General features: G+C 62.5%; 29 protein-coding genes and 1 pseudogene. All 30 read left to right on the top strand.

All coding sequences use genetic code 11. The features are described from left to right. Positions 1 to 134 (top strand): annotated as a pseudogene (gene tuf / locus CK227_RS33295) (elongation factor Tu); the annotation flags it as partial. A gap of 69 nt (positions 135 to 203) precedes the next feature. Further along, the gene (rpsJ, locus tag CK227_RS33300) at positions 204 to 512 is read left to right on the top strand and encodes a 30S ribosomal protein S10 (protein WP_010909272.1); all 309 of its coding nucleotides are present in this window, start codon (positions 204 to 206) and stop codon (positions 510 to 512) included. A 61-nt stretch (positions 513 to 573) separates the two neighbouring features. Next, positions 574 to 1,302 (top strand): 50S ribosomal protein L3, encoded by a 729-nt coding sequence (rplC, locus tag CK227_RS33305; protein WP_095775810.1) that lies wholly within the window; start codon positions 574 to 576, stop codon positions 1,300 to 1,302. Further along, positions 1,302 to 1,922, top strand: coding sequence for a 50S ribosomal protein L4 (gene rplD, locus CK227_RS33310; protein ID WP_019857964.1), 621 nt, complete (start codon positions 1,302 to 1,304; stop codon positions 1,920 to 1,922). The genes rplC and rplD overlap by 1 nt, the downstream gene beginning before the upstream one ends. Beyond that, the gene (locus CK227_RS33315; protein ID WP_010909275.1) at positions 1,919 to 2,212 is read left to right on the top strand and encodes a 50S ribosomal protein L23; all 294 of its coding nucleotides are present in this window, start codon (positions 1,919 to 1,921) and stop codon (positions 2,210 to 2,212) included. The genes rplD and CK227_RS33315 overlap by 4 nt, the downstream gene beginning before the upstream one ends. Positions 2,213 to 2,234: 22 nt before the next feature. Next, positions 2,235 to 3,068: a 50S ribosomal protein L2 gene (rplB, locus tag CK227_RS33320; protein ID WP_095775809.1), complete on the top strand. Its 834-nt coding sequence runs from the start codon at positions 2,235 to 2,237 to the stop codon at positions 3,066 to 3,068. Positions 3,069 to 3,084: 16 nt separating this feature from the next. After that, positions 3,085 to 3,363, top strand: a complete 279-nt coding sequence (gene rpsS, locus CK227_RS33325; protein WP_006205463.1) for a 30S ribosomal protein S19 — start codon at positions 3,085 to 3,087, stop codon at positions 3,361 to 3,363. Between the two features lie 2 nt (positions 3,364 to 3,365). After that, positions 3,366 to 3,755 (top strand): 50S ribosomal protein L22, encoded by a 390-nt coding sequence (rplV, locus tag CK227_RS33330; protein WP_006205462.1) that lies wholly within the window; start codon positions 3,366 to 3,368, stop codon positions 3,753 to 3,755. Beyond that, the gene (gene rpsC, locus CK227_RS33335) at positions 3,755 to 4,480 is read left to right on the top strand and encodes a 30S ribosomal protein S3 (RefSeq protein ID WP_027028840.1); all 726 of its coding nucleotides are present in this window, start codon (positions 3,755 to 3,757) and stop codon (positions 4,478 to 4,480) included. Before rplV ends, rpsC begins: the two co-directional genes overlap by 1 nt. Before the next feature lie 27 nt (positions 4,481 to 4,507). Further along, on the top strand, positions 4,508 to 4,921 hold the full coding sequence (rplP, locus tag CK227_RS33340; protein ID WP_010909279.1) for a 50S ribosomal protein L16: 414 nt from the start codon (positions 4,508 to 4,510) through the stop codon (positions 4,919 to 4,921). Between the two features lie 13 nt (positions 4,922 to 4,934). Then, complete coding sequence (gene rpmC / locus CK227_RS33345) at positions 4,935 to 5,135, top strand: 50S ribosomal protein L29 (RefSeq protein ID WP_006205459.1); 201 nt, start codon at positions 4,935 to 4,937, stop codon at positions 5,133 to 5,135. Between the two features lie 11 nt (positions 5,136 to 5,146). After that, positions 5,147 to 5,386 carry a 30S ribosomal protein S17 gene (rpsQ, locus tag CK227_RS33350; RefSeq protein ID WP_010909280.1) on the top strand — a complete coding sequence of 80 codons (240 nt, stop codon included), beginning with the start codon at positions 5,147 to 5,149 and terminating at the stop codon, positions 5,384 to 5,386. An 84-nt stretch (positions 5,387 to 5,470) separates the two neighbouring features. Then, entirely contained in the window at positions 5,471 to 5,839 is a 369-nt protein-coding gene (rplN, locus tag CK227_RS33355) for a 50S ribosomal protein L14 (RefSeq protein ID WP_006205457.1), read from the top strand. Between the two features lie 12 nt (positions 5,840 to 5,851). Continuing rightward, positions 5,852 to 6,166: a 50S ribosomal protein L24 gene (gene rplX / locus CK227_RS33360; RefSeq protein ID WP_095775808.1), complete on the top strand. Its 315-nt coding sequence runs from the start codon at positions 5,852 to 5,854 to the stop codon at positions 6,164 to 6,166. Beyond that, on the top strand, positions 6,159 to 6,737 hold the full coding sequence (gene rplE, locus CK227_RS33365) for a 50S ribosomal protein L5 (RefSeq protein ID WP_010909281.1): 579 nt from the start codon (positions 6,159 to 6,161) through the stop codon (positions 6,735 to 6,737). Before rplX ends, rplE begins: the two co-directional genes overlap by 8 nt. A gap of 27 nt (positions 6,738 to 6,764) precedes the next feature. After that, positions 6,765 to 7,070 carry a 30S ribosomal protein S14 gene (gene rpsN / locus CK227_RS33370; RefSeq protein WP_010909282.1) on the top strand — a complete coding sequence of 102 codons (306 nt, stop codon included), beginning with the start codon at positions 6,765 to 6,767 and terminating at the stop codon, positions 7,068 to 7,070. A 12-nt stretch (positions 7,071 to 7,082) separates the two neighbouring features. Then, positions 7,083 to 7,481, top strand: a complete 399-nt coding sequence (rpsH, locus tag CK227_RS33375) for a 30S ribosomal protein S8 (RefSeq protein ID WP_006205453.1) — start codon at positions 7,083 to 7,085, stop codon at positions 7,479 to 7,481. Between the two features lie 87 nt (positions 7,482 to 7,568). Beyond that, on the top strand, positions 7,569 to 8,102 hold the full coding sequence (gene rplF / locus CK227_RS33380) for a 50S ribosomal protein L6 (RefSeq protein WP_010909283.1): 534 nt from the start codon (positions 7,569 to 7,571) through the stop codon (positions 8,100 to 8,102). 140 nt (positions 8,103 to 8,242) lie between these two features. Further along, on the top strand, positions 8,243 to 8,602 hold the full coding sequence (gene rplR, locus CK227_RS33385; protein ID WP_010909284.1) for a 50S ribosomal protein L18: 360 nt from the start codon (positions 8,243 to 8,245) through the stop codon (positions 8,600 to 8,602). 76 nt (positions 8,603 to 8,678) lie between these two features. Further along, the gene (gene rpsE / locus CK227_RS33390; protein ID WP_032933400.1) at positions 8,679 to 9,242 is read left to right on the top strand and encodes a 30S ribosomal protein S5; all 564 of its coding nucleotides are present in this window, start codon (positions 8,679 to 8,681) and stop codon (positions 9,240 to 9,242) included. Between the two features lie 24 nt (positions 9,243 to 9,266). Continuing rightward, positions 9,267 to 9,464: a 50S ribosomal protein L30 gene (gene rpmD, locus CK227_RS33395; protein ID WP_006205449.1), complete on the top strand. Its 198-nt coding sequence runs from the start codon at positions 9,267 to 9,269 to the stop codon at positions 9,462 to 9,464. A 22-nt stretch (positions 9,465 to 9,486) separates the two neighbouring features. Then, positions 9,487 to 9,960, top strand: coding sequence for a 50S ribosomal protein L15 (rplO, locus tag CK227_RS33400; protein ID WP_095775807.1), 474 nt, complete (start codon positions 9,487 to 9,489; stop codon positions 9,958 to 9,960). Positions 9,961 to 10,154: 194 nt separating this feature from the next. Next, positions 10,155 to 11,495 carry a preprotein translocase subunit SecY gene (gene secY / locus CK227_RS33405; protein WP_095775806.1) on the top strand — a complete coding sequence of 447 codons (1,341 nt, stop codon included), beginning with the start codon at positions 10,155 to 10,157 and terminating at the stop codon, positions 11,493 to 11,495. Further along, positions 11,492 to 12,088: an adenylate kinase gene (locus CK227_RS33410; protein ID WP_095775805.1), complete on the top strand. Its 597-nt coding sequence runs from the start codon at positions 11,492 to 11,494 to the stop codon at positions 12,086 to 12,088. The genes secY and CK227_RS33410 overlap by 4 nt, the downstream gene beginning before the upstream one ends. Positions 12,089 to 12,306: 218 nt before the next feature. Continuing rightward, positions 12,307 to 12,675, top strand: a complete 369-nt coding sequence (gene rpsM, locus CK227_RS33415; protein WP_006205445.1) for a 30S ribosomal protein S13 — start codon at positions 12,307 to 12,309, stop codon at positions 12,673 to 12,675. A 136-nt stretch (positions 12,676 to 12,811) separates the two neighbouring features. Next, positions 12,812 to 13,201, top strand: coding sequence for a 30S ribosomal protein S11 (gene rpsK / locus CK227_RS33420; protein WP_006205444.1), 390 nt, complete (start codon positions 12,812 to 12,814; stop codon positions 13,199 to 13,201). A 104-nt stretch (positions 13,202 to 13,305) separates the two neighbouring features. After that, positions 13,306 to 14,316: a DNA-directed RNA polymerase subunit alpha gene (locus CK227_RS33425; protein WP_006205443.1), complete on the top strand. Its 1,011-nt coding sequence runs from the start codon at positions 13,306 to 13,308 to the stop codon at positions 14,314 to 14,316. 104 nt (positions 14,317 to 14,420) lie between these two features. Then, the gene (gene rplQ, locus CK227_RS33430; RefSeq protein WP_095775804.1) at positions 14,421 to 14,852 is read left to right on the top strand and encodes a 50S ribosomal protein L17; all 432 of its coding nucleotides are present in this window, start codon (positions 14,421 to 14,423) and stop codon (positions 14,850 to 14,852) included. Between the two features lie 181 nt (positions 14,853 to 15,033). Then, positions 15,034 to 16,527 carry a DegQ family serine endoprotease gene (locus CK227_RS33435; protein ID WP_095775803.1) on the top strand — a complete coding sequence of 498 codons (1,494 nt, stop codon included), beginning with the start codon at positions 15,034 to 15,036 and terminating at the stop codon, positions 16,525 to 16,527. 41 nt (positions 16,528 to 16,568) lie between these two features. Further along, positions 16,569 to 17,876 carry a replication-associated recombination protein A gene (locus tag CK227_RS33440; protein WP_095775802.1) on the top strand — a complete coding sequence of 436 codons (1,308 nt, stop codon included), beginning with the start codon at positions 16,569 to 16,571 and terminating at the stop codon, positions 17,874 to 17,876. The last annotated feature ends 1 nt before the right edge of the window (position 17,877 follow it).

Here is a 17,877-nt window from a genome sequence, read left to right on the forward strand (position 1 = left end):
TGATGCCTGGCGACAACATCACGGTCGATGTCGAGCTGATCGTGCCGATCGCCATGGAAGAGAAGCTGCGCTTCGCCATCCGTGAAGGCGGCCGCACCGTCGGTGCCGGCATCGTCGTCACCATCAAAGAGTAATTTGGACTTAAACCGATCTGTCGCGGGCGCGGAAGTTGCCCGCGCCGCGCCAGAACAAGGAAGTGACGCATGAACGGACAGAATATCCGCATCCGCCTGAAGGCGTTTGATCACCGCGTGCTCGACGCCTCGACGAAGGAAATCGTGTCGACGGCCAAGCGCACCGGCGCAAACGTCCGCGGCCCCATTCCGCTGCCGACGCGGATCGAAAAGTTCACGGTGAACCGGTCGCCCCACGTCGACAAGAAGAGCCGCGAGCAGTTCGAGATGCGCACGCACAAGCGTCTGCTCGACATCGTCGATCCGACCCCGCAGACCGTCGATGCTTTGATGAAGCTCGATCTGGCCGCCGGCGTCGACGTCGAGATCAAGCTCTAAGGGAATGAGAGCGCGGTAAGGGGCGGTGCCCCTGGCCCGGAACTCTAAAGGAATTGAACCGATGCGTTCAGGTGTGATTGCAAAGAAGGTGGGAATGACCCGCATCTATAACGATGCCGGGGAACATGTTCCCGTCACCGTTCTCCAGATGGAGAACTGCCAGGTCGTGGCGCAGCGCACGCAGGAGAAGAATGGCTACACCGCCGTTCAGCTCGGCGTTGGCCTCGCCAAGGTGAAGAACACGTCGAAGGCGATGCGCGGCCATTTCGCGACCGCTTCCGTCGAGCCGAAGGCGAAGGTTGCCGAGTTCCGCGTCTCGGCCGACAACATGATCGATGTCGGCGCCGAGATCACCGTCGAGCACTTCGTCGCCGGCCAGAAGGTCGATGTGACGGGCACGACGATCGGCAAGGGTTTCCAGGGCGTCATCAAGCGTCACCACATGGGTGGTGGTCGCGCAACGCACGGTAACTCGGTCTCGCACCGTACGCACGGTTCGACCGGCCAGCGCCAGGACCCCGGCAAGGTGTTCAAGGGCAAGAAGATGGCCGGCCACATGGGCGACACCCGCGTGACGACGCAAAATGTCGAGATCGTCTCGACCGATGCCGACCGCGGCCTGATCCTGATCCGCGGAGCGGTTCCCGGGTCGAAGGGCGCCTGGATCCTGGTCCGCGATGCGGCCAAGGTGGCACTGCCGGCCAATGCGCCGAAGCCCGCCGCGATCCGCCCAGTTGCAGCAGGAAGTGCTGCTAAGAACGAGGCTCCGGCCACAGAAGGAGCGGAATAATGGATCTCAAGATCACAACGCTTGGCGGCAAGGACGCCGGCAAGGTGAAACTCTCCGAGGAGATTTTCGGCCTTGATCCGCGCGAGGACATCCTGCAGCGCGTCGTGCGCTGGCAGCTTGCCAAGAAGCAGCAGGGCACGCACAAGGCCAAGGGCCGCGCCGAAATCGCGCGCACCGGCGCCAAGATGTACAAGCAGAAGGGTACGGGCCGCGCCCGTCACCATTCGGCACGCGCTCCGCAGTTCCGCGGCGGCGGCAAGGCCCACGGCCCGGTCGTTCGCAGCCACGAGCACGATCTGCCGAAGAAGGTGCGCGCCCTGGGCTTGAAGCACGCTCTCTCGGCCAAGGCCAAGAGCGCGTCGATCATCGTCATCGACGAGCTGAAGCTGACCGAGGCCAAGACCAAGGCGCTGATCGCGAATTTCGCGACGCTGGGCCTGAGCAACGCCCTGGTGATCGGTGGCGCCGAGCTTGACAAGAACTTCAAGCTGGCCGCGACCAACATTCCCAACATCGACGTGCTGCCCATCCAGGGCATCAACGTCTACGACATTCTGCGCCGCGGCACGCTGGTCCTTTCCAAGGCCGCCGTCGAGGCTCTCGAGGAGCGCTTTAAATGACCGACCTTCGTCACTACGACGTGATCGTCAGCCCGGCGATCACCGAAAAGTCGACCATGGCTTCCGAGCAGAACCAGGTCGTCTTCAACGTCGCCAAGAAGGCGTCGAAGCCGGAAATCAAGGCCGCCGTCGAAGCGCTGTTCGGCGTCAAGGTGATGGCCGTGAACACGCTTGTCCGCAAGGGCAAGATCAAGCGCTTCCGCGGCACGATCGGCCGCCAGAGCGACGTCAAGAAGGCGATTGTGACGCTGGCCGACGGCCAGTCGATCGACGTCGCGACGGGTCTCTGAGCAAGGCCGCGAGGACAGAACAATGGCACTGAAAAAATTCAACCCGGTAACGCCGAGCACCCGCCAGCTGGTCATCGTCGACCGCTCGGGCCTCTACAAGGGCAAGCCCGTCAAGGGTCTGACCGAGGGCCTGACCAAGTCGGGCGGCCGCAACAATTACGGCCGCATCACCGCCCGCTTCATCGGCGGTGGTCACAAGCGTTCGTACCGCATCATCGACTTCAAGCGCCGCAAGTTCGACGTCGTCGGCACGGTCGAGCGCATTGAATACGATCCGAACCGCACCGCCTTCATCGCGCTGATCAAGTACGACGATGGTGAGCTATCCTACATCATCGCCCCGCAGCGCCTTGCCGCCGGCGACAAGATCGTGGCTGGCGAAGCGGTCGACGTGAAGCCGGGCAATGCGATGCCGCTGGCCTCGATGCCGGTCGGCACGATCGTCCACAACATCGAGCTGAAGCCGGGCAAGGGCGCCCAGGTCGCCCGTTCGGCCGGCGGTTACGCCCAGCTCGTCGGTCGCGACCAGGGTATGGCGATCCTGCGCCTCAACTCGGGCGAGCAGCGTGTCGTTCACGGCTCCTGCATGGCCACCGTCGGTGCCGTGTCGAACCCCGACCACGGCAACATCAACGACGGCAAGGCCGGCCGCACGGTTTGGCGCGGCAAGCGTCCGCACAATCGCGGCGTGACCATGAACCCGGTCGACCATCCGCACGGCGGTGGTGAAGGCCGCACCTCCGGTGGCCGTCATCCGGTCAGCCCGTGGGGAAAGCCGACCAAGGGCAAGAAGACGCGGTCCAACAAGGCGACCGACAAGTTCATCCTGCGCTCGCGCCATCAGCGCAAGAGCTAAGAAGAGGTAACGCCAAGTGACTCGTTCTATTTGGAAAGGCCCCTTCATCGACGGCTACCTTCTCAAGAAGGTGGACAAGGTTCGTGAAGGTGGTCGCAATGAGGTGATCAAGATGTGGAGCCGTCGCTCCACCATCCTGCCGCAGTTCGTCGGCTTCACCTTCGGTGTCTACAACGGCCAGAAGCATGTTCCCGTCTCGGTGAACGAGGACATGGTCGGTCATAAGTTCGGTGAATTCGCTCCGACGCGGACCTATTACGGTCACGGCGCGGATAAGAAGGCGAAGAGGAAATAATCATGGGCAAGGCCAAAGCTCCGCGCAGGCTTGCTGACAACGAAGCGCGCGCCGTGTTGCGCACGATCCGTATCAGCCCGCAGAAGCTGAACCTCGTTGCCGCGCTGATCCGCGGCAAGAAGGTCGCGACAGCGCTTTCCGATCTCGAATTCTCGGCCAAGCGGATTTCCGGCACGGTCAAGAAGACGCTGGAATCGGCGATTGCCAACGCGGAAAACAACCACGACCTCGACGTCGATGCGCTGATCGTGGCGGAAGCCTATGTCGGCAAGTCGATCGTCATGAAGCGGTTCCACGCTCGTGGCCGTGGTCGCGCCAGCCGCATCGAGAAGCCGTTCTCGCACCTCACGATCGTCGTTCGTGAAGTCGAAGAAAAAGGGGAGGCCGCATAATGGGCCAGAAAGTCAATCCGATCGGTCTTCGCCTCGGCATCAACCGCACCTGGGATTCGCGCTGGTTCGCGAACACCGGCGAGTACGGCAAGCTGCTGCATGAGGACATCAAGATCCGCAAGTATCTTGAGAAGGAACTCAAGCAGGCCGCGATCTCCAAGGTCGTGATCGAGCGCCCGCACAAGAAGTGCCGCGTCACCATCCATGCCGCGCGCCCGGGTCTGATCATCGGCAAGAAGGGCGCCGACATCGAGAAGCTTCGCAAGAAGCTGATGGAGATGACGAAGTCCGAGACGCACCTCAACATCGTCGAAGTGCGCAAGCCGGAAATCGACGCGACCCTGGTCGCCCAGTCGATCGCCCAGCAGCTCGAGCGCCGCATCGCGTTCCGCCGCGCCATGAAGCGCGCCGTGCAGTCGGCGATGCGCCTCGGTGCCGAAGGCATCCGCATCAACTGCTCGGGCCGTCTCGGCGGCGCCGAAATCGCCCGCATGGAGTGGTACCGCGAAGGCCGCGTGCCGCTGCACACGCTGCGCGCCGATGTCGACTACGGCACGGCCGAAGCGCATACGGCGTACGGCATCTGCGGCGTCAAGGTCTGGGTATTCAAGGGCGAGATCCTCGAGCACGACCCGATGGCTTCGGAACGTCGCGCGACCGAGGGTGATGCTGCGCATGGCGGTGGTGGTGATCGCGAACGCGGTCGTCGTCGCGAAAACGCCTGAGACATTTAGGAATTTGGAGTTAGAACGATGCTGCAGCCAAAGCGCACAAAGTTCCGCAAGCAGTTCAAGGGCCGTATCCATGGTACCGCAAAGGGCGGCACCAACCTGGATTTCGGTGGTTTCGGGCTGAAGGCGCTTGAGCCGAACCGCGTCACCGCGCGTGAGATCGAGGCGGCCCGCCGCGCGATCACTCGTGAAATGAAGCGTGCTGGCCGTGTCTGGATCCGTATTTTCCCGGATCTGCCGGTCACGTCGAAGCCGACCGAAGTCCGCATGGGCAAGGGCAAGGGGGCCGTCGACTACTGGGCGGCGCGCGTCAAGCCGGGCCGCATCATGTTCGAGATCGACGGCGTCAGTGAAGAAACCGCCCGTGAGGCGCTGCGTCTCGGCGCGGCCAAGCTCTCGGTCAGGACGCGCTTCGTACAGCGCATCGCAGAATAAGGACGGGCTGATCATGAAAGCCGAAGACATCCGGACCAAGACCCAGGACCAGCTGACCGACGACTTGGCCAGCCTGAAGAAGGAGCAGTTCAACCTGCGCTTCCAGAAGGCCACCGGCCAGCTCGAGAAGACCGCGCGCGTGAGGCAGGTTCGTAAGGACATTGCGCGTATCAAGACCATCGCTGCGGAAAAGTCCGCGGCCAAGAAGGCTTAAGGACGAAAACCATGCCAAAGCGCATTCTGCAGGGCACCGTCGTCAGCGACAAGAACGAGAAGACGGTTGTCGTCAAGGTCGAACGGCGCTTCACGCATCCCGTGATGAAGAAGACCGTGCGCATGACCAAGAAGTACAAGGCGCACGACGAGAACAACGCCCACAAGGTTGGCGATCAGGTGTTCATCCAGGAATCGAAGCCGATTTCCAAGGACAAGCGCTGGATCGTCGTGTCTTCGGACCAAGCCTGACCTCTGGGCGTAAACAACGAATTTTGGACAGACCGGGGAGGGGCTTCGAGCCCGTCCCGTTAGAAAAGAAGAAGGCGGCCAGTCATGATTCAGATGCAAACAAACCTCGACGTGGCGGATAATTCCGGCGCGCGTCGTGTCATGTGCATCAAGGTGCTGGGCGGCTCGAAGCGGAAATACGCTTCCGTGGGCGACATCATCGTGGTGTCCATCAAGGAAGCCATTCCGCGCGGCCGCGTTAAGAAGGGCGATGTGATGAAGGCGGTCGTGGTACGCACGGCCAAGGACATCCGCCGCCCGGACGGCAGCGTGATCCGTTTCGACAAGAACGCGGCCGTTCTCGTCGACAACAAGAAAGAGCCGATCGGCACGCGTATCTTCGGACCGGTTCCGCGCGAACTCCGCGCCAAGAACCACATGAAGATCATCTCGCTCGCGCCTGAAGTGCTGTAAGGAGCCGGACCAATGCAAAAGATTAGAAAAGGCGACAAGGTCGTCGTGCTGGCCGGCAAGCACAAGGGCCGTTCGGGCGAAGTCCTCTCGGTTCAGCCGAAGGATGACACCGCGCTGGTGCGCGGCGTCAACATGATCCGTCGTCACCAGAAGCAGACCCAGTCCCAAGAGGGCGGGATCATCACCAAGGAAGCGCCGATCCAGCTGTCGAACATCGCGCTGGCCGACCCCAAGGATGGCAAGCCGACCCGCGTCGGTTTCATCTTCCAGAAGGACGGCAAGAAGGTGCGCGTCGCCAAGCGCTCGGGAGAAGTCATCAATGGCTAAGGCTCAAAGCAAGCAGGCGACTGCCACCAACACGCCGCGTCTGAAGCAGGTCTACAACGAGACCATCCGCAAGGCGCTGCAGGAGCAGTTCGGCTACGACAACGACATGCAGGTTCCGCGCCTCGACAAGATCGTCCTGAACATGGGTGTCGGCGAAGCGACCGCCGATTCGAAGAAACCCTCGGTCGCGGCCGAAGACCTGGCGCTGATCGCCGGCCAGAAGGCCGTCGTCACCCGCGCCCGCAATTCGATCGCCGGCTTCAAGGTCCGCGAGAACATGCCGATCGGCGCCAAGGTCACGCTGCGCAAGGAACGCATGTACGAGTTCCTCGACCGCCTCGTGAACATCGCGCTGCCGCGCGTCCGCGACTTCCGCGGACTGAACCCCAAGAGCTTCGATGGCCGTGGCAATTACGCCATGGGCATCAAGGAGCACATCGTGTTCCCGGAGATCAACTACGACAAGGTTGATCAGATCTGGGGCATGGACGTCATCGTTTGTACGACTGCGAAGACGGACGACGAAGCCAGGGCATTGCTCAAGGCTTTCAACTTCCCCTTCCGCCAGTAACGGCAGCGAGAAAAGGAAAAATCTGAAATGGCAAAGACCAGCTCAGTCGAGAAGAACAACAGGCGCCGCAAGCTTGCCGACCAGTACGGTCCCAAGCGCGCTGCCCTGAAGGCGATCATCATGGATCAGTCCAAGCCGATGGAGGAGCGCTTCCGCGCTCAGCTCAAGCTTGCTGCCCTGCCGCGCAACTCGGCCAAGATCCGCATCCGCAACCGCTGCGAAGTCACCGGCCGTCCGCGTGCCTACTATCGCAAGCTCAAAGTATCGCGCATCGCGCTTCGTGATCTCGGCAACAACGGCCAGATCCCGGGCCTGGTCAAGTCGAGTTGGTAAGGAGGACATAACATGTCATTGAGCGATCCTCTCGGCGATATGCTGACCCGCATCCGCAACGCCTACGGCCGCAAGAAGTCGAGCGTCTCGACGCCGGCCTCGCGTCTGCGCACCCGCGTCCTCGACGTGCTGAAGGCTGAAGGCTATATCCGCGACTACAGCCAGACCGACTTCGATAACGGCAAGTCCGAGATTGAAATCGAGCTGAAGTATTTCGACGGCGCGCCGGTCGTGCGCGAAATCGCCCGCGTCTCGAAGCCGGGCCGCCGCGTTTACGTCTCGGCCAAGTCGATCCCGCACGTCGCCAACGGCCTCGGCATCGCCATCCTTTCGACGCCGAAGGGTGTGATGGCCGATCACGAAGCCCGCGAACAGAACGTCGGCGGCGAGATCCTCTGCCAGATCTTCTGATCTGGCAGCGACCGCAAATTGGAATCCGGTCTTCGGATCGTTCCGAAGACAGAGACCTGAAACAAGAGAAGTGACGAGGACAACAAAATGTCTCGTATTGGAAAGAAACCCGTTTCGCTGCCGCAGGGCGTGACCGCGACCGTCAACGGCCAGACCGTGACGGCGAAGGGCCCCAAGGGCGAGCTGAAGTTCGTGGTGAACGACGAAGTCCTGGTCAAGATGGAAGGCAGCGAGATCGCTGTCCAGCCGCGCGACCAGACCAAGACCGCCCGCTCCAAGTGGGGCATGTCGCGCACGCAGATCGTCAACATCCTGCATGGCGTCAAGGACGGCTTCGAGAAGAAGCTCGAGATCACCGGCGTCGGCTATCGCGCCGCCATGCAGGGCAAGAACCTGCAGCTGGCTCTTGGCTTCAGCCATGACGTCGTCTATGAGACGCCGGCCGGTGTCACCATCGCTGTGCCGAAGCCGACGGAAATCACCGTGACCGGCATCGACAAGCAGCAGGTTGGCCAGGTCGCCGCCGAGATCCGCGAATATCGCGGTCCGGAGCCCTACAAGGGCAAGGGCGTTCGCTATGCTGGCGAGAAGATCGTCCGCAAGGAAGGCAAGAAGAAGTAGTGGACCTGGTCCTGAAAAGTCGCAGGCTTTTCGGAAAGGACCAAGCCAAGGAAGTGTAACGCCGCGGGGAGCGGCCGCGGGAGGCGCTTTCGCCTACCGCACAGGGCGGCCCCCGTTTTTTGAAGGCAAGGAAGACCATCATGGGTACCAAGGAATCCACGCAGCGCCGTGCGCAGCGCGTTCGCAGGCAGATCAGGAAGGTCGCCGGCGAGCGTCCGCGTCTGTCGGTTCACCGCACCTCGAAGAACATCTACGTCCAGGTGATCGACGACGCCAAGGGCCACACCATCGCCGCCGCTTCGACGCTCGAGAAGGACCTCAAGGGTTCGCTCAAGACCGGCGCCGACACCGCAGCCGCCGCCGCGATCGGCAAGCTGATCGCCGAGCGCGCCACCAAGGCCGGCGTCAAGGAAGTCGTCTTCGACCGTGGCCCGTACATCTATCACGGCCGCGTCAAGGCGCTGGCTGAAGCTGCCCGCGAAGGCGGCCTGAGCTTCTAATCTTTCACCGTCGGCGACCCAAAGCGGCGCCGGCAATCAGCAACCCGTGCTTCCGGAAAAGAACAAGGAACAGGATATGGCACAGGAACGTAGGGAAGGCGGCCGCGGCCGCGAGCGCGAAGAGCGCGACGACGGCATGGTGGACAAGCTGGTCCACATCAATCGCGTCGCCAAGGTCGTCAAGGGTGGCCGTCGCTTCGGCTTCGCCGCACTCGTCGTTGTCGGCGACCAGAAGGGCCGCGTCGGCTTTGGTCACGGCAAGGCACGCGAAGTGCCGGAAGCCATCCGCAAGGCAACCGAATCGGCCAAGCGCGACATGATCTTCGTGCCGCTGCGCTCGGGCCGTACGCTGCATCACGACGTCGAGGGACGCTGGGGCGCCGGACGCGTTCTGCTGCGCGCCGCCAAGCAGGGTACCGGCATCATCGCCGGCGGCCCGATGCGCGCCGTTTTCGAGACGCTCGGCATGCATGACGTGGTCGCCAAGTCGATGGGTTCGTCGAACCCCTACAACATGGTTCGCGCCACGTTCGACGCGCTGAAGAGCCAGATGCATCCCAAGGATGTGGCTGCCGCTCGCGGCATCAAGTATTCGACCCTTCAGGCCCGCCGCGGCACCGCCGTTGCGGCTGAAGAATAGTCGATCTGACCAGGGATTTTGACCATGGCCAAGAAAGCAACCAAGACCATCACCGTTGAGCAGATCGGTTCGCCGATCCGCCGTCCGAAGGAGCAGCGCGCGACGCTGGTCGGCCTCGGCCTCAACAAGATGCACAAGCAGCGCACGCTGGAAGATACGCCTTCCGTGCGCGGCATGATCGCCGCCGTTCAGCATCTCGTCCGCGTCGTGGACGAGGGCTGAGCCAAAGCGCAGGAGAACTCAGATGAAACTCAACGATCTGCGTGACAAGGACGGCGCGACGCATTCCAAGAAGCGTCTCGGCCGCGGCATCGGTTCCGGCTCGGGCAAGACCGCCGGTCGCGGCGTCAAGGGTCAGAAGGCGCGCTCCGGCGTCGCCGTCAACGGCTTCGAGGGTGGCCAGATGCCGCTCTACCGGCGCCTGCCGAAGCGTGGCTTCAACAACATCTTCGCCAAGAGCTTCGTCGTCGTGTCGCTGGCCCGTATCCAGGAAGCCGTCGACGCCAAGAAGCTCGACGCCAAGGCAACCGTGACGGCCGAGGCGCTTGTCGCCGCCGGCGTCATCCGCCGCGTCAAGGATGGCGTGCGCGTACTGTCCGATGGTGAACTGAAGGCCAAGCTTGCCTTCGACGTCGCCGGTGCTTCCAAGGCGGCGATCGAGAAGATCGAAAAGGCCGGCGGCTCGGTCAAGTTGCCGGAAAAGGCAGCTGCCGAGTAACGGCAATTTGAAGCGCGATCGGCAAGAGTGGGATCCCGTTTTTGCTCACGATTGCGCTTTGATCTGCTCAATTAAGCGGCCGCGTCAACGCGGCCGCTTGCATGTTTAGAGCCCGGAGCTTATCTCGTGAGCTTCGGTGAAACGCACCGCCTGACCTCACGGGCCATCAAGCGTTACCAAGCGGAGAATCAGGCATGGCTTCGGCTGCTGAACAACTAGCCTCGAATCTGAATTTCTCGGCCTTCGCCAAGGCGGAGGACCTGAAGAAACGCATCTGGTTCACCATTGGCGCGTTGCTCGTCTACCGCCTCGGCACCTACATTCCGCTTCCCGGAATCAACCCCGACGCCTTCGCCCAGGCCTTCTCCTCGCAGAGCAAGGGCGTGCTTGGCATGTTCAACATGTTCGCCGGCGGCGCCGTGCAGCGCATGGCGATCTTCGCGCTTGGCATCATGCCTTACATCTCCGCCTCCATCATCATGCAGCTGATGACCTCGGTCATCCCGTCGCTGGAAGCGCTGAAGAAAGAAGGCGAACAGGGCCGCAAGGTCATCAACCAGTACACGCGCTACGGCACCGTGCTTTTGGCACTCGTGCAGGCCTATGGCATTTCGGTGGGGCTTGAGAACGGGAACGGCATCGTCAATGATCCCGGCATGTTCTTCCGCATCTCGACCGTGGTCACGCTGGTCGGTGGCACCATGTTCCTGATGTGGCTCGGTGAGCAGATCACCGCCCGCGGCATCGGCAACGGCATTTCGCTGATCATATTCTCCGGGATTGTCGCCGGCCTGCCGCGCGCCATTTCCGGCACGCTGGAGCTTGGCCGCACCGGCGCCCTGTCGACCGGCCTCATCCTGGCGATCATCGTCCTGGCCATCGTCGTCATTGCGCTCATCGTGTTCTTCGAGCGCGCGCAGCGCCGCCTGCTGATCCAGTATCCGAAGCGCCAGGTCGGCAACCGCATGTTCCAGGGCGACACCTCGCATCTGCCGCTGAAGCTCAACACGTCGGGCGTCATCCCGCCGATCTTCGCTTCGTCGCTGCTCCTGCTGCCGGCCACAGTCGCCGGCTTCTCGCAGACCACAAACATGCCCGCCTGGGCGAGCACCATCCTGGCCTCGCTCGGCCATGGCCAGCCGCTCTACATGGCGTTCTACGCGGCGATGATCGTGTTCTTCGCCTTCTTCTACACAGCGATTGTCTTCAACCCGAAGGACACCGCCGATCAGCTCAAGAAGCATTCGGGCTTCATCCCGGGCTATCGTCCGGGCGAGCGCACCGCCGATTACATCGATTACGTTCTCACCCGCATCACCGTCGTCGGCGCCATCTATCTGGTGCTGGTGTGCCTGCTGCCGGAGTTCCTGATCTCGGCGACTGGCGTACCATTCTACCTTGGTGGCACATCGCTTCTGATCGTGGTCAGTGTCACGCTCGATACGGTTGCGCAGATTCAGGGCCACTTGATCGCGCACCAGTATGAAGGCCTGATCAAGAAGTCGAAGCTGCGCGGGGGGAAGAAAGCCAGATGAGGTTGATTTTGCTTGGGCCGCCAGGGGCGGGCAAGGGGACACAAGCACAAAGACTGGTAGACAAACACGGCATACCCCAGCTCTCGACGGGAGACATGCTGCGTGCCGCCGTCCAGGCCGGTTCGGAAGTCGGCAAGCGTGCCAAGGCGGTGATGGATGCCGGTGAACTGGTGTCCGACGCCATCGTCAACGCCATCGTCGCCGAGCGGATCGACCAGGCCGACTGCGCCAAGGGATTCATCCTCGACGGCTACCCGCGCACACTGGTGCAGGCCGATGCGGTTGAATCGATGCTTTCGCAGCGTGGCATCGGTCTCGACACGGTCATCGAACTGGTCGTCGACGACAGGGCCCTGGTCGGCCGCATCGTCAAGCGCGCCGAGGACGCCAAGGCCGCCGGGCAACCGGTGCGCAAGGATGACAATCCCGCGGTGTTCGAGGAACGCCTGCGCGAGTACTACAAGAAGACCGCTCCGCTGACCGGCTATTATTATGCCAAAGGCAAGCTCAAGACGGTCGACGGCATGGCCAGCATCGACGCGGTGACCGCCGAGATCGAGGCCCTGCTCATGGCGGCCGCCGAGGCGCTGTAAGGGAATTTAAAGATTAGGCTTGACGGGGGCGGCCCGCTGCGGTATGGCGGCCCGTCTTCCTATCAGGTGCGAACTTTGCTTGTCCGCAAGGGCAAGGCAGTCGCTTTGAACTGGAAACTCCCGCAAGGGCCGGCCTCCACCGGACGCGGGGCAACTTTGACAGCGCCAGGCCTGCCTTGTTTGAAAGGTTGGTCGGCCCACATGGAGAAGGAAAGAACATGGCTCGTATAGCCGGCGTCAACATTCCGACCAACAAGCGCGTCGTCATCGCGCTTCAGTACATTCACGGAATTGGCAAGAAGTTCGCCCAGGAGATCGTCGACAAGGTCGGCATCCCGGCCGAGCGTCGCGTCAACCAGCTGACCGACGCGGAAGTCTTGCAGATCCGCGAGACCATCGACCGTGACTATCAGGTCGAAGGCGACCTGCGCCGCGAAGTGTCGATGAACATCAAGCGTCTCATGGACCTCGGCTGCTACCGCGGCCTGCGTCACCGTCGCTCGCTGCCGGTCCGCGGCCAGCGTACGCACACCAATGCACGCACCCGCAAGGGTCCGGCCAAGTCGATCGCCGGTAAGAAGAAGTAATTTGAAGTAGTCGGTGGTGAGTAGTGAGAAGCAGCGTCAACGCCTGCGTCTCGTCACTACTCACCAACTCACTACTCGCTTTCCAGGTGGAGCCGCTGGCATTACGGCGGTGTAGAGATCAACTGAAAGGAATACCATGGCCAAGGAAGCCGCTCGTGTTCGCCGTCGCGAACGCAAGAATATCTCGTCGGGCGTTGCCCACGTCAATTCGACCTTCAACAACACGATGATCACCATCACCGACGCGCAGGGCAATTCGATTGCCTGGTCGTCGGCCGGTGCCCAGGGCTTCAAGGGTTCGCGCAAGTCGACCCCCTTCGCCGCCCAGATGGCTGCCGAGGACGTCGCCAAGAAGGCCCAGGAACACGGCATGCGCATGCTCGAAGTCGAGGTCTGCGGACCTGGCTCGGGCCGCGAATCGGCGCTGCGCGCCCTGCAGGCGGCCGGCTTCACCATCACCTCGATCCGTGATGTGACGCCGATCCCGCACAATGGCTGCCGCCCGCGCAAGAAGCGCCGCGTCTAAGAAATTACCGAACGCCGCGCGAACGCTCATAGGGGCGTTCCTCCGTGGTATTCCAGGTCGCCCGCCACGATTGGATGGTGGCGGGTCAACGGAAGGAAAGCATCATGATCCAGAAAAATTGGCAGGAACTGATCAAGCCGAACAAGATCGAGTTCTCGTCGAAGAAGAAGACGCTGACCACGCTGGTCGCCGAGCCGCTCGAGCGTGGCTTTGGTCTCACCCTCGGCAACGCGCTGCGCCGCGTGCTTCTGTCTTCGCTGCGCGGTGCGGCCGTGACCGCCGTGCAGATCGACGGCGTTCTGCATGAATTCTCGTCCATCGCCGGCGTGCGCGAGGACGTGACCGACATCGTCTTGAACATCAAGGAAATCGCCATCCGCATGGAAGGCGATGGCCCCAAGCGCATGGTCGTGCGCAAGCAGGGACCGGGTGCGGTTCTCGCCGGCGACATCCAGACGGTTGGCGATGTCGAGATCCTCAACCCCGATCACGTCATCTGCACGCTGGACGAAGGCGCTGAAATCCGCATGGAATTCACCGTCGACACCGGCAAGGGCTACGTGCCGGCGGAGCGCAACCGCGCCGAGGACGCGCCGATCGGCCTGATCCCGGTCGACAGCCTCTATTCGCCGGTCAAGAAGGTCTCCTACAAGGTCGAGAACACCCGCGAGGGCCAGGTTCTCGACTATGACAAGCTGACCATGACCATCGAGACCGACGGTTCGATCTCGGGCGAGGACGCGGTGGCTTTCGCCGCTCGCATCCTGCAGGACCAGCTTGGCCTGTTCGTCAACTTCGACGAGCCGCAGAAGGAAGTCGCCGCCGAAGCCGTCACCGAGCTCGCCTTCAACCCGGCGCTGCTCAAGAAGGTCGACGAACTCGAGCTTTCGGTGCGTTCGGCCAACTGCCTGAAGAACGACAACATCGTCTACATCGGCGATCTCATCCAGAAGACCGAAGCCGAGATGCTGCGCACCCCGAACTTCGGCCGCAAGTCGCTGAACGAAATCAAGGAAGTGCTCGCGGCGATGGGCCTGCACCTCGGCATGGAAGTGCCGGACTGGCCGCCGGAAAACATCGAAGACCTCGCCAAGCGTTACGAAGATCAATATTGAGCATGAATTCCAAGGATCGGCGGCGTACGCCGCTCGATCCGACGGTCATGCGGAAAACCATCAGAGGCCTTGGCCTCTTGAATAACTGAAGAAGGAAAAGAGCCATGCGCCACGGTTTCAAAGGCCGCCGCTTCGCCCGAAGCATTAGCCATCGCAAGTCGATGTTCGCCAACCTCGCCGTGTCGCTGCTCGAGCACGAGCAGATCGTCACCACCCTGCCGAAGGCGAAGGACCTGCGTCCGATCGTCGAGAAGCTGGTGACGCTCGGCAAGCGCGGCGACCTGCACGCCCGCCGCCAGGTGATCGCGCAGATCGGCAATGAAGGCGTCGTCAAGCGCCTGTTCGACACCATCGCCCCACGCTACGCCAACCGCAACGGCGGCTATCTGCGCATCATGAAGGCAGGCTTCCGTCACGGCGACAACGCCGCGATGGCCGTCATCGAGTTCGTCGATCGCGACACGGATGCCAAGGGCGCCGCCGACCGCGCTCGCCTCGAAGCCGAAGGCACCGACACGGAAGCCGCGGCCGCATAACGCCACGTCTTTCCGGAATGAATTGAAGGGGCCTGCGGGCCCCTTTTTCATGTTCTGCGCGCGCCGAGGCGTGACCTAAACGATCTGCCGGCGCGAAAATAATCGGATTTCAGCGGCTTAGCCTTTCATTTTGCACAATCGTCGGGACAATGCGCCCGAACTTGCCTTGGAGGATTCGCTAATGCGCGCCAAAAGACTGTCCCTTGTTCTGCTCTGCGCCTTCATGGTGTTCGCAGCCGCACCGGCAGTCCGGCAGGCGCTGGCCGAAGACGCCGCAAAGCCCGCCGATCCCGGTCTATCCGATGTGTTGACCGATCTGTTGCATGGCGTCGAAGGCGAGAACGCCACCTCGGGGCCTGACAAGCGCGTGCCGTTCGGCCGCGAGGAGGTGCAGCTTTCGTTCGCGCCCCTGGTCAAGCAGACGGCGCCGGCCGTGGTCAATGTCTATGCCTCGCAGACGGCCAAGGTCACATCGCCTTTTGAAGGCGATCCGTTCTTCGAGGAGTTTTTCGGCCGTGCCCAGCCGCGCGCGCAGTCCTCGCTCGGCTCGGGCGTGCTTGTCGATCCGAGCGGTGTCATCGTCACCAATTTCCATGTCATCAAGGATGCCGACGAGGTCAAGGTGGCGACCGCCGACGGGCGCGAATTCACCAGCAAGGTGATGCTCAAGGATGAGACGCTCGATCTTGCAGTGCTCAAGATCGAATCCGACAAGCCGTTCCCCGTCATCGCCATTGGTGATTCCGACGCGCTTGAGGTCGGCGACCTAGTGCTGGCCATCGGCAACCCCTTCGGCGTCGGCCAGACCACCACCAGCGGCATCGTCTCGGCGCTTGCCCGCAGCCATATCGGCGTCTCGGATTCGGGCTATTTCATCCAGACCGACGCGGCGATCAATCCCGGCAATTCCGGCGGCGCGCTGATCAACATGGGCGGCCAGCTGGTCGGCATCAACACCGCCATCTACAGCCGCAGCGGCGGTTCGATCGGCATCGGCTTTGCCATTCCCGCCAACATGGTGCGGGCTTTCGCCGATGCGGCCAAGGCCGGCCTCGATTTCTTCGAACGCCCCTATATCGGCGCCGAGTTCGAGGCGGTAACGCCGCAGATCGCCGAATCGCTCGGCATGGAAAAGCCGACCGGTGCGTTGGTGTCTTCGGTCGATGCCGCCGGTCCTGCCGGAAAGGCCGGGCTGAAAGCGGGCGATGTCGTGCTGCAGATCAACGGCAAGCCGGTCGAGAGCATCGAGGCGCTGGACTATCGCATGGCGACGCTGTCGATCGGCACCAAGGCGAATTTCGCGATCCTGACCAAGGGCCAGCAAGCGGCCATGGACATCGCGCTGGAGCGCGCGCCCGAAGGTGCGAAAGCCTCGGAAGTGACGCTGCATGGCCGCAGCCCGTTCTCGGGCGCCAAGGTTGCGGAATTGTCGCCGCGCCTTGCCCAGAAGCTTGGCCTGCGCACCGATCTCAAGGGCGTGACGGTGATCGATATCAACCGCGATTCGCCGGCCGCCGATTTCGGCTTCCTGCCGGGCGACATCGTGCGCGAGGTCAACGGCACCACCATCGATACCGCCGCGACACTGGCGCAGGTCGCCCAGCAGGATACGCGCTGGTGGCGCTTTACCGTCGAGCGCGGCGGGCAGATACTGCGCCAGGTGTTGCGTTATTGAGTTCGATCTGAAGGGATCGCGCTCCAAACCAAAAGAAGTACATGGCCGATCTGTTCAGTGTCGATGAACCGGAAAAGGCGCCGCCCGGGCGGCCGCTGGCCGACAGGCTGCGGCCGAGAAATCTAGGCGAGGTCGTCGGCCAGGAGCATCTGACCGGCCCCGATGGCGCGCTGACGCGGCTGATCGGCTCGGGCTCACTCGGCTCGATGATTTTCTGGGGGCCGCCGGGCACCGGCAAGACCACGGTGGCAAGGCTGCTCGCCGGCGAGACCAGCCTTGCCTTCGAGCAGATTTCGGCGGTGTTTTCCGGCGTTGCCGACCTGAAGAAAGTGTTCGAGACGGCCAAGCTGCGCCGCGCCAACGGCCGCCAGACCCTGCTTTTCGTCGACGAGATCCATCGCTTCAACCGCGCACAGCAGGATTCCTTTCTTCCTGTCATGGAGGATGGAACAGTGGTCCTAGTCGGCGCCACGACCGAAAACCCGTCCTTCGAGCTCAACGCGGCTCTGTTATCGCGCGCGCGCGTCATGGTTTTCCATTCGCTCGGCGAGGAGAGCATAGCCAAGCTGATGGTGCGGGCGGAGGAGACGGAGGGCAGGGCGCTGCCGCTCGACGACGAGGCCCGCGCCATGCTGATCCGCATGAGCGACGGCGACGGTCGCGCATCGCTGACCCTCGCCGAGGAAGTCTGGCGCGCCGCCAAGCCCGGCGAGATATTCGATCCCGAGGGGCTGCAGCGCATCGTCCAGCGCCGTGCGCCGATCTACGACAAGGGCCAGGACGGGCACTACAATCTGATCTCGGCGCTGCACAAATCGGTGCGCGGTTCCGATCCCGACGCGGCACTCTACTATCTCGCCCGCATGTTCGACGCCGGCGAGGATCCGCTCTATCTCGGCCGCCGGCTGGTGCGCATGGCGATGGAAGACATCGGCCTAGCCGATCCGCAGGCGCTGGTCGTCGCCAATGCCGCCAAGGACGCCTACGACTATCTGGGCTCTCCGGAAGGCGAACTCGCCTTTGCCGAGGCCACCGTCTATCTCGCGACCGCGCCCAAATCCAATGCCGTCTACACCGCCTTCAAGGCGGCCACGCAGGCAGCCAAGCAGCATGGCTCGCTGCTGCCGCCGAAGCATATCCTCAACGCGCCGACCAAGCTGATGAAGGAAGAGGATTACGGCGCCGGCTATCGCTACGATCATGATGAGCCTGACGCCTTTTCGGGCCAGGACTATTTTCCGGAGAAGATTGGCCGCCAGACCTTCTACGATCCGCCTGAGCGTGGTTTCGAGCGCGACATCAGGAAGCGGCTCGACTATTGGGCGAAGCTGCGCAAGGAACGGGAATAAT

The organism is Mesorhizobium sp. WSM4308, assembly GCF_002294905.1.
Classification (GTDB): Bacteria; Pseudomonadota; Alphaproteobacteria; order Rhizobiales; family Rhizobiaceae; genus Mesorhizobium.

What these genes read in the sequence shown, in the direction of transcription:
- rpsJ (WP_010909272.1), top strand. Translation starts at nt 204, where the DNA reads ATGAACGGACAGAATATCCGCATCCGCCTGAAGGCGTTTGATCACCGC.
- rplC (WP_095775810.1), top strand. Translation starts at nt 574, where the DNA reads ATGCGTTCAGGTGTGATTGCAAAGAAGGTGGGAATGACCCGCATCTAT.
- rplD (WP_019857964.1), top strand. Translation starts at nt 1,302, where the DNA reads ATGGATCTCAAGATCACAACGCTTGGCGGCAAGGACGCCGGCAAGGTG.
- CK227_RS33315 (WP_010909275.1), top strand. Translation starts at nt 1,919, where the DNA reads ATGACCGACCTTCGTCACTACGACGTGATCGTCAGCCCGGCGATCACC.
- rplB (WP_095775809.1), top strand. Translation starts at nt 2,235, where the DNA reads ATGGCACTGAAAAAATTCAACCCGGTAACGCCGAGCACCCGCCAGCTG.
- rplV (WP_006205462.1), top strand. Translation starts at nt 3,366, where the DNA reads ATGGGCAAGGCCAAAGCTCCGCGCAGGCTTGCTGACAACGAAGCGCGC.
- rpsC (WP_027028840.1), top strand. Translation starts at nt 3,755, where the DNA reads ATGGGCCAGAAAGTCAATCCGATCGGTCTTCGCCTCGGCATCAACCGC.
- rplP (WP_010909279.1), top strand. Translation starts at nt 4,508, where the DNA reads ATGCTGCAGCCAAAGCGCACAAAGTTCCGCAAGCAGTTCAAGGGCCGT.
- rpmC (WP_006205459.1), top strand. Translation starts at nt 4,935, where the DNA reads ATGAAAGCCGAAGACATCCGGACCAAGACCCAGGACCAGCTGACCGAC.
- rpsQ (WP_010909280.1), top strand. Translation starts at nt 5,147, where the DNA reads ATGCCAAAGCGCATTCTGCAGGGCACCGTCGTCAGCGACAAGAACGAG.
- rplN (WP_006205457.1), top strand. Translation starts at nt 5,471, where the DNA reads ATGATTCAGATGCAAACAAACCTCGACGTGGCGGATAATTCCGGCGCG.
- rplX (WP_095775808.1), top strand. Translation starts at nt 5,852, where the DNA reads ATGCAAAAGATTAGAAAAGGCGACAAGGTCGTCGTGCTGGCCGGCAAG.
- rplE (WP_010909281.1), top strand. Translation starts at nt 6,159, where the DNA reads ATGGCTAAGGCTCAAAGCAAGCAGGCGACTGCCACCAACACGCCGCGT.
- rpsN (WP_010909282.1), top strand. Translation starts at nt 6,765, where the DNA reads ATGGCAAAGACCAGCTCAGTCGAGAAGAACAACAGGCGCCGCAAGCTT.
- rpsH (WP_006205453.1), top strand. Translation starts at nt 7,083, where the DNA reads ATGTCATTGAGCGATCCTCTCGGCGATATGCTGACCCGCATCCGCAAC.
- rplF (WP_010909283.1), top strand. Translation starts at nt 7,569, where the DNA reads ATGTCTCGTATTGGAAAGAAACCCGTTTCGCTGCCGCAGGGCGTGACC.
- rplR (WP_010909284.1), top strand. Translation starts at nt 8,243, where the DNA reads ATGGGTACCAAGGAATCCACGCAGCGCCGTGCGCAGCGCGTTCGCAGG.
- rpsE (WP_032933400.1), top strand. Translation starts at nt 8,679, where the DNA reads ATGGCACAGGAACGTAGGGAAGGCGGCCGCGGCCGCGAGCGCGAAGAG.
- rpmD (WP_006205449.1), top strand. Translation starts at nt 9,267, where the DNA reads ATGGCCAAGAAAGCAACCAAGACCATCACCGTTGAGCAGATCGGTTCG.
- rplO (WP_095775807.1), top strand. Translation starts at nt 9,487, where the DNA reads ATGAAACTCAACGATCTGCGTGACAAGGACGGCGCGACGCATTCCAAG.
- secY (WP_095775806.1), top strand. Translation starts at nt 10,155, where the DNA reads ATGGCTTCGGCTGCTGAACAACTAGCCTCGAATCTGAATTTCTCGGCC.
- CK227_RS33410 (WP_095775805.1), top strand. Translation starts at nt 11,492, where the DNA reads ATGAGGTTGATTTTGCTTGGGCCGCCAGGGGCGGGCAAGGGGACACAA.
- rpsM (WP_006205445.1), top strand. Translation starts at nt 12,307, where the DNA reads ATGGCTCGTATAGCCGGCGTCAACATTCCGACCAACAAGCGCGTCGTC.
- rpsK (WP_006205444.1), top strand. Translation starts at nt 12,812, where the DNA reads ATGGCCAAGGAAGCCGCTCGTGTTCGCCGTCGCGAACGCAAGAATATC.
- CK227_RS33425 (WP_006205443.1), top strand. Translation starts at nt 13,306, where the DNA reads ATGATCCAGAAAAATTGGCAGGAACTGATCAAGCCGAACAAGATCGAG.
- rplQ (WP_095775804.1), top strand. Translation starts at nt 14,421, where the DNA reads ATGCGCCACGGTTTCAAAGGCCGCCGCTTCGCCCGAAGCATTAGCCAT.
- CK227_RS33435 (WP_095775803.1), top strand. Translation starts at nt 15,034, where the DNA reads ATGCGCGCCAAAAGACTGTCCCTTGTTCTGCTCTGCGCCTTCATGGTG.
- CK227_RS33440 (WP_095775802.1), top strand. Translation starts at nt 16,569, where the DNA reads ATGGCCGATCTGTTCAGTGTCGATGAACCGGAAAAGGCGCCGCCCGGG.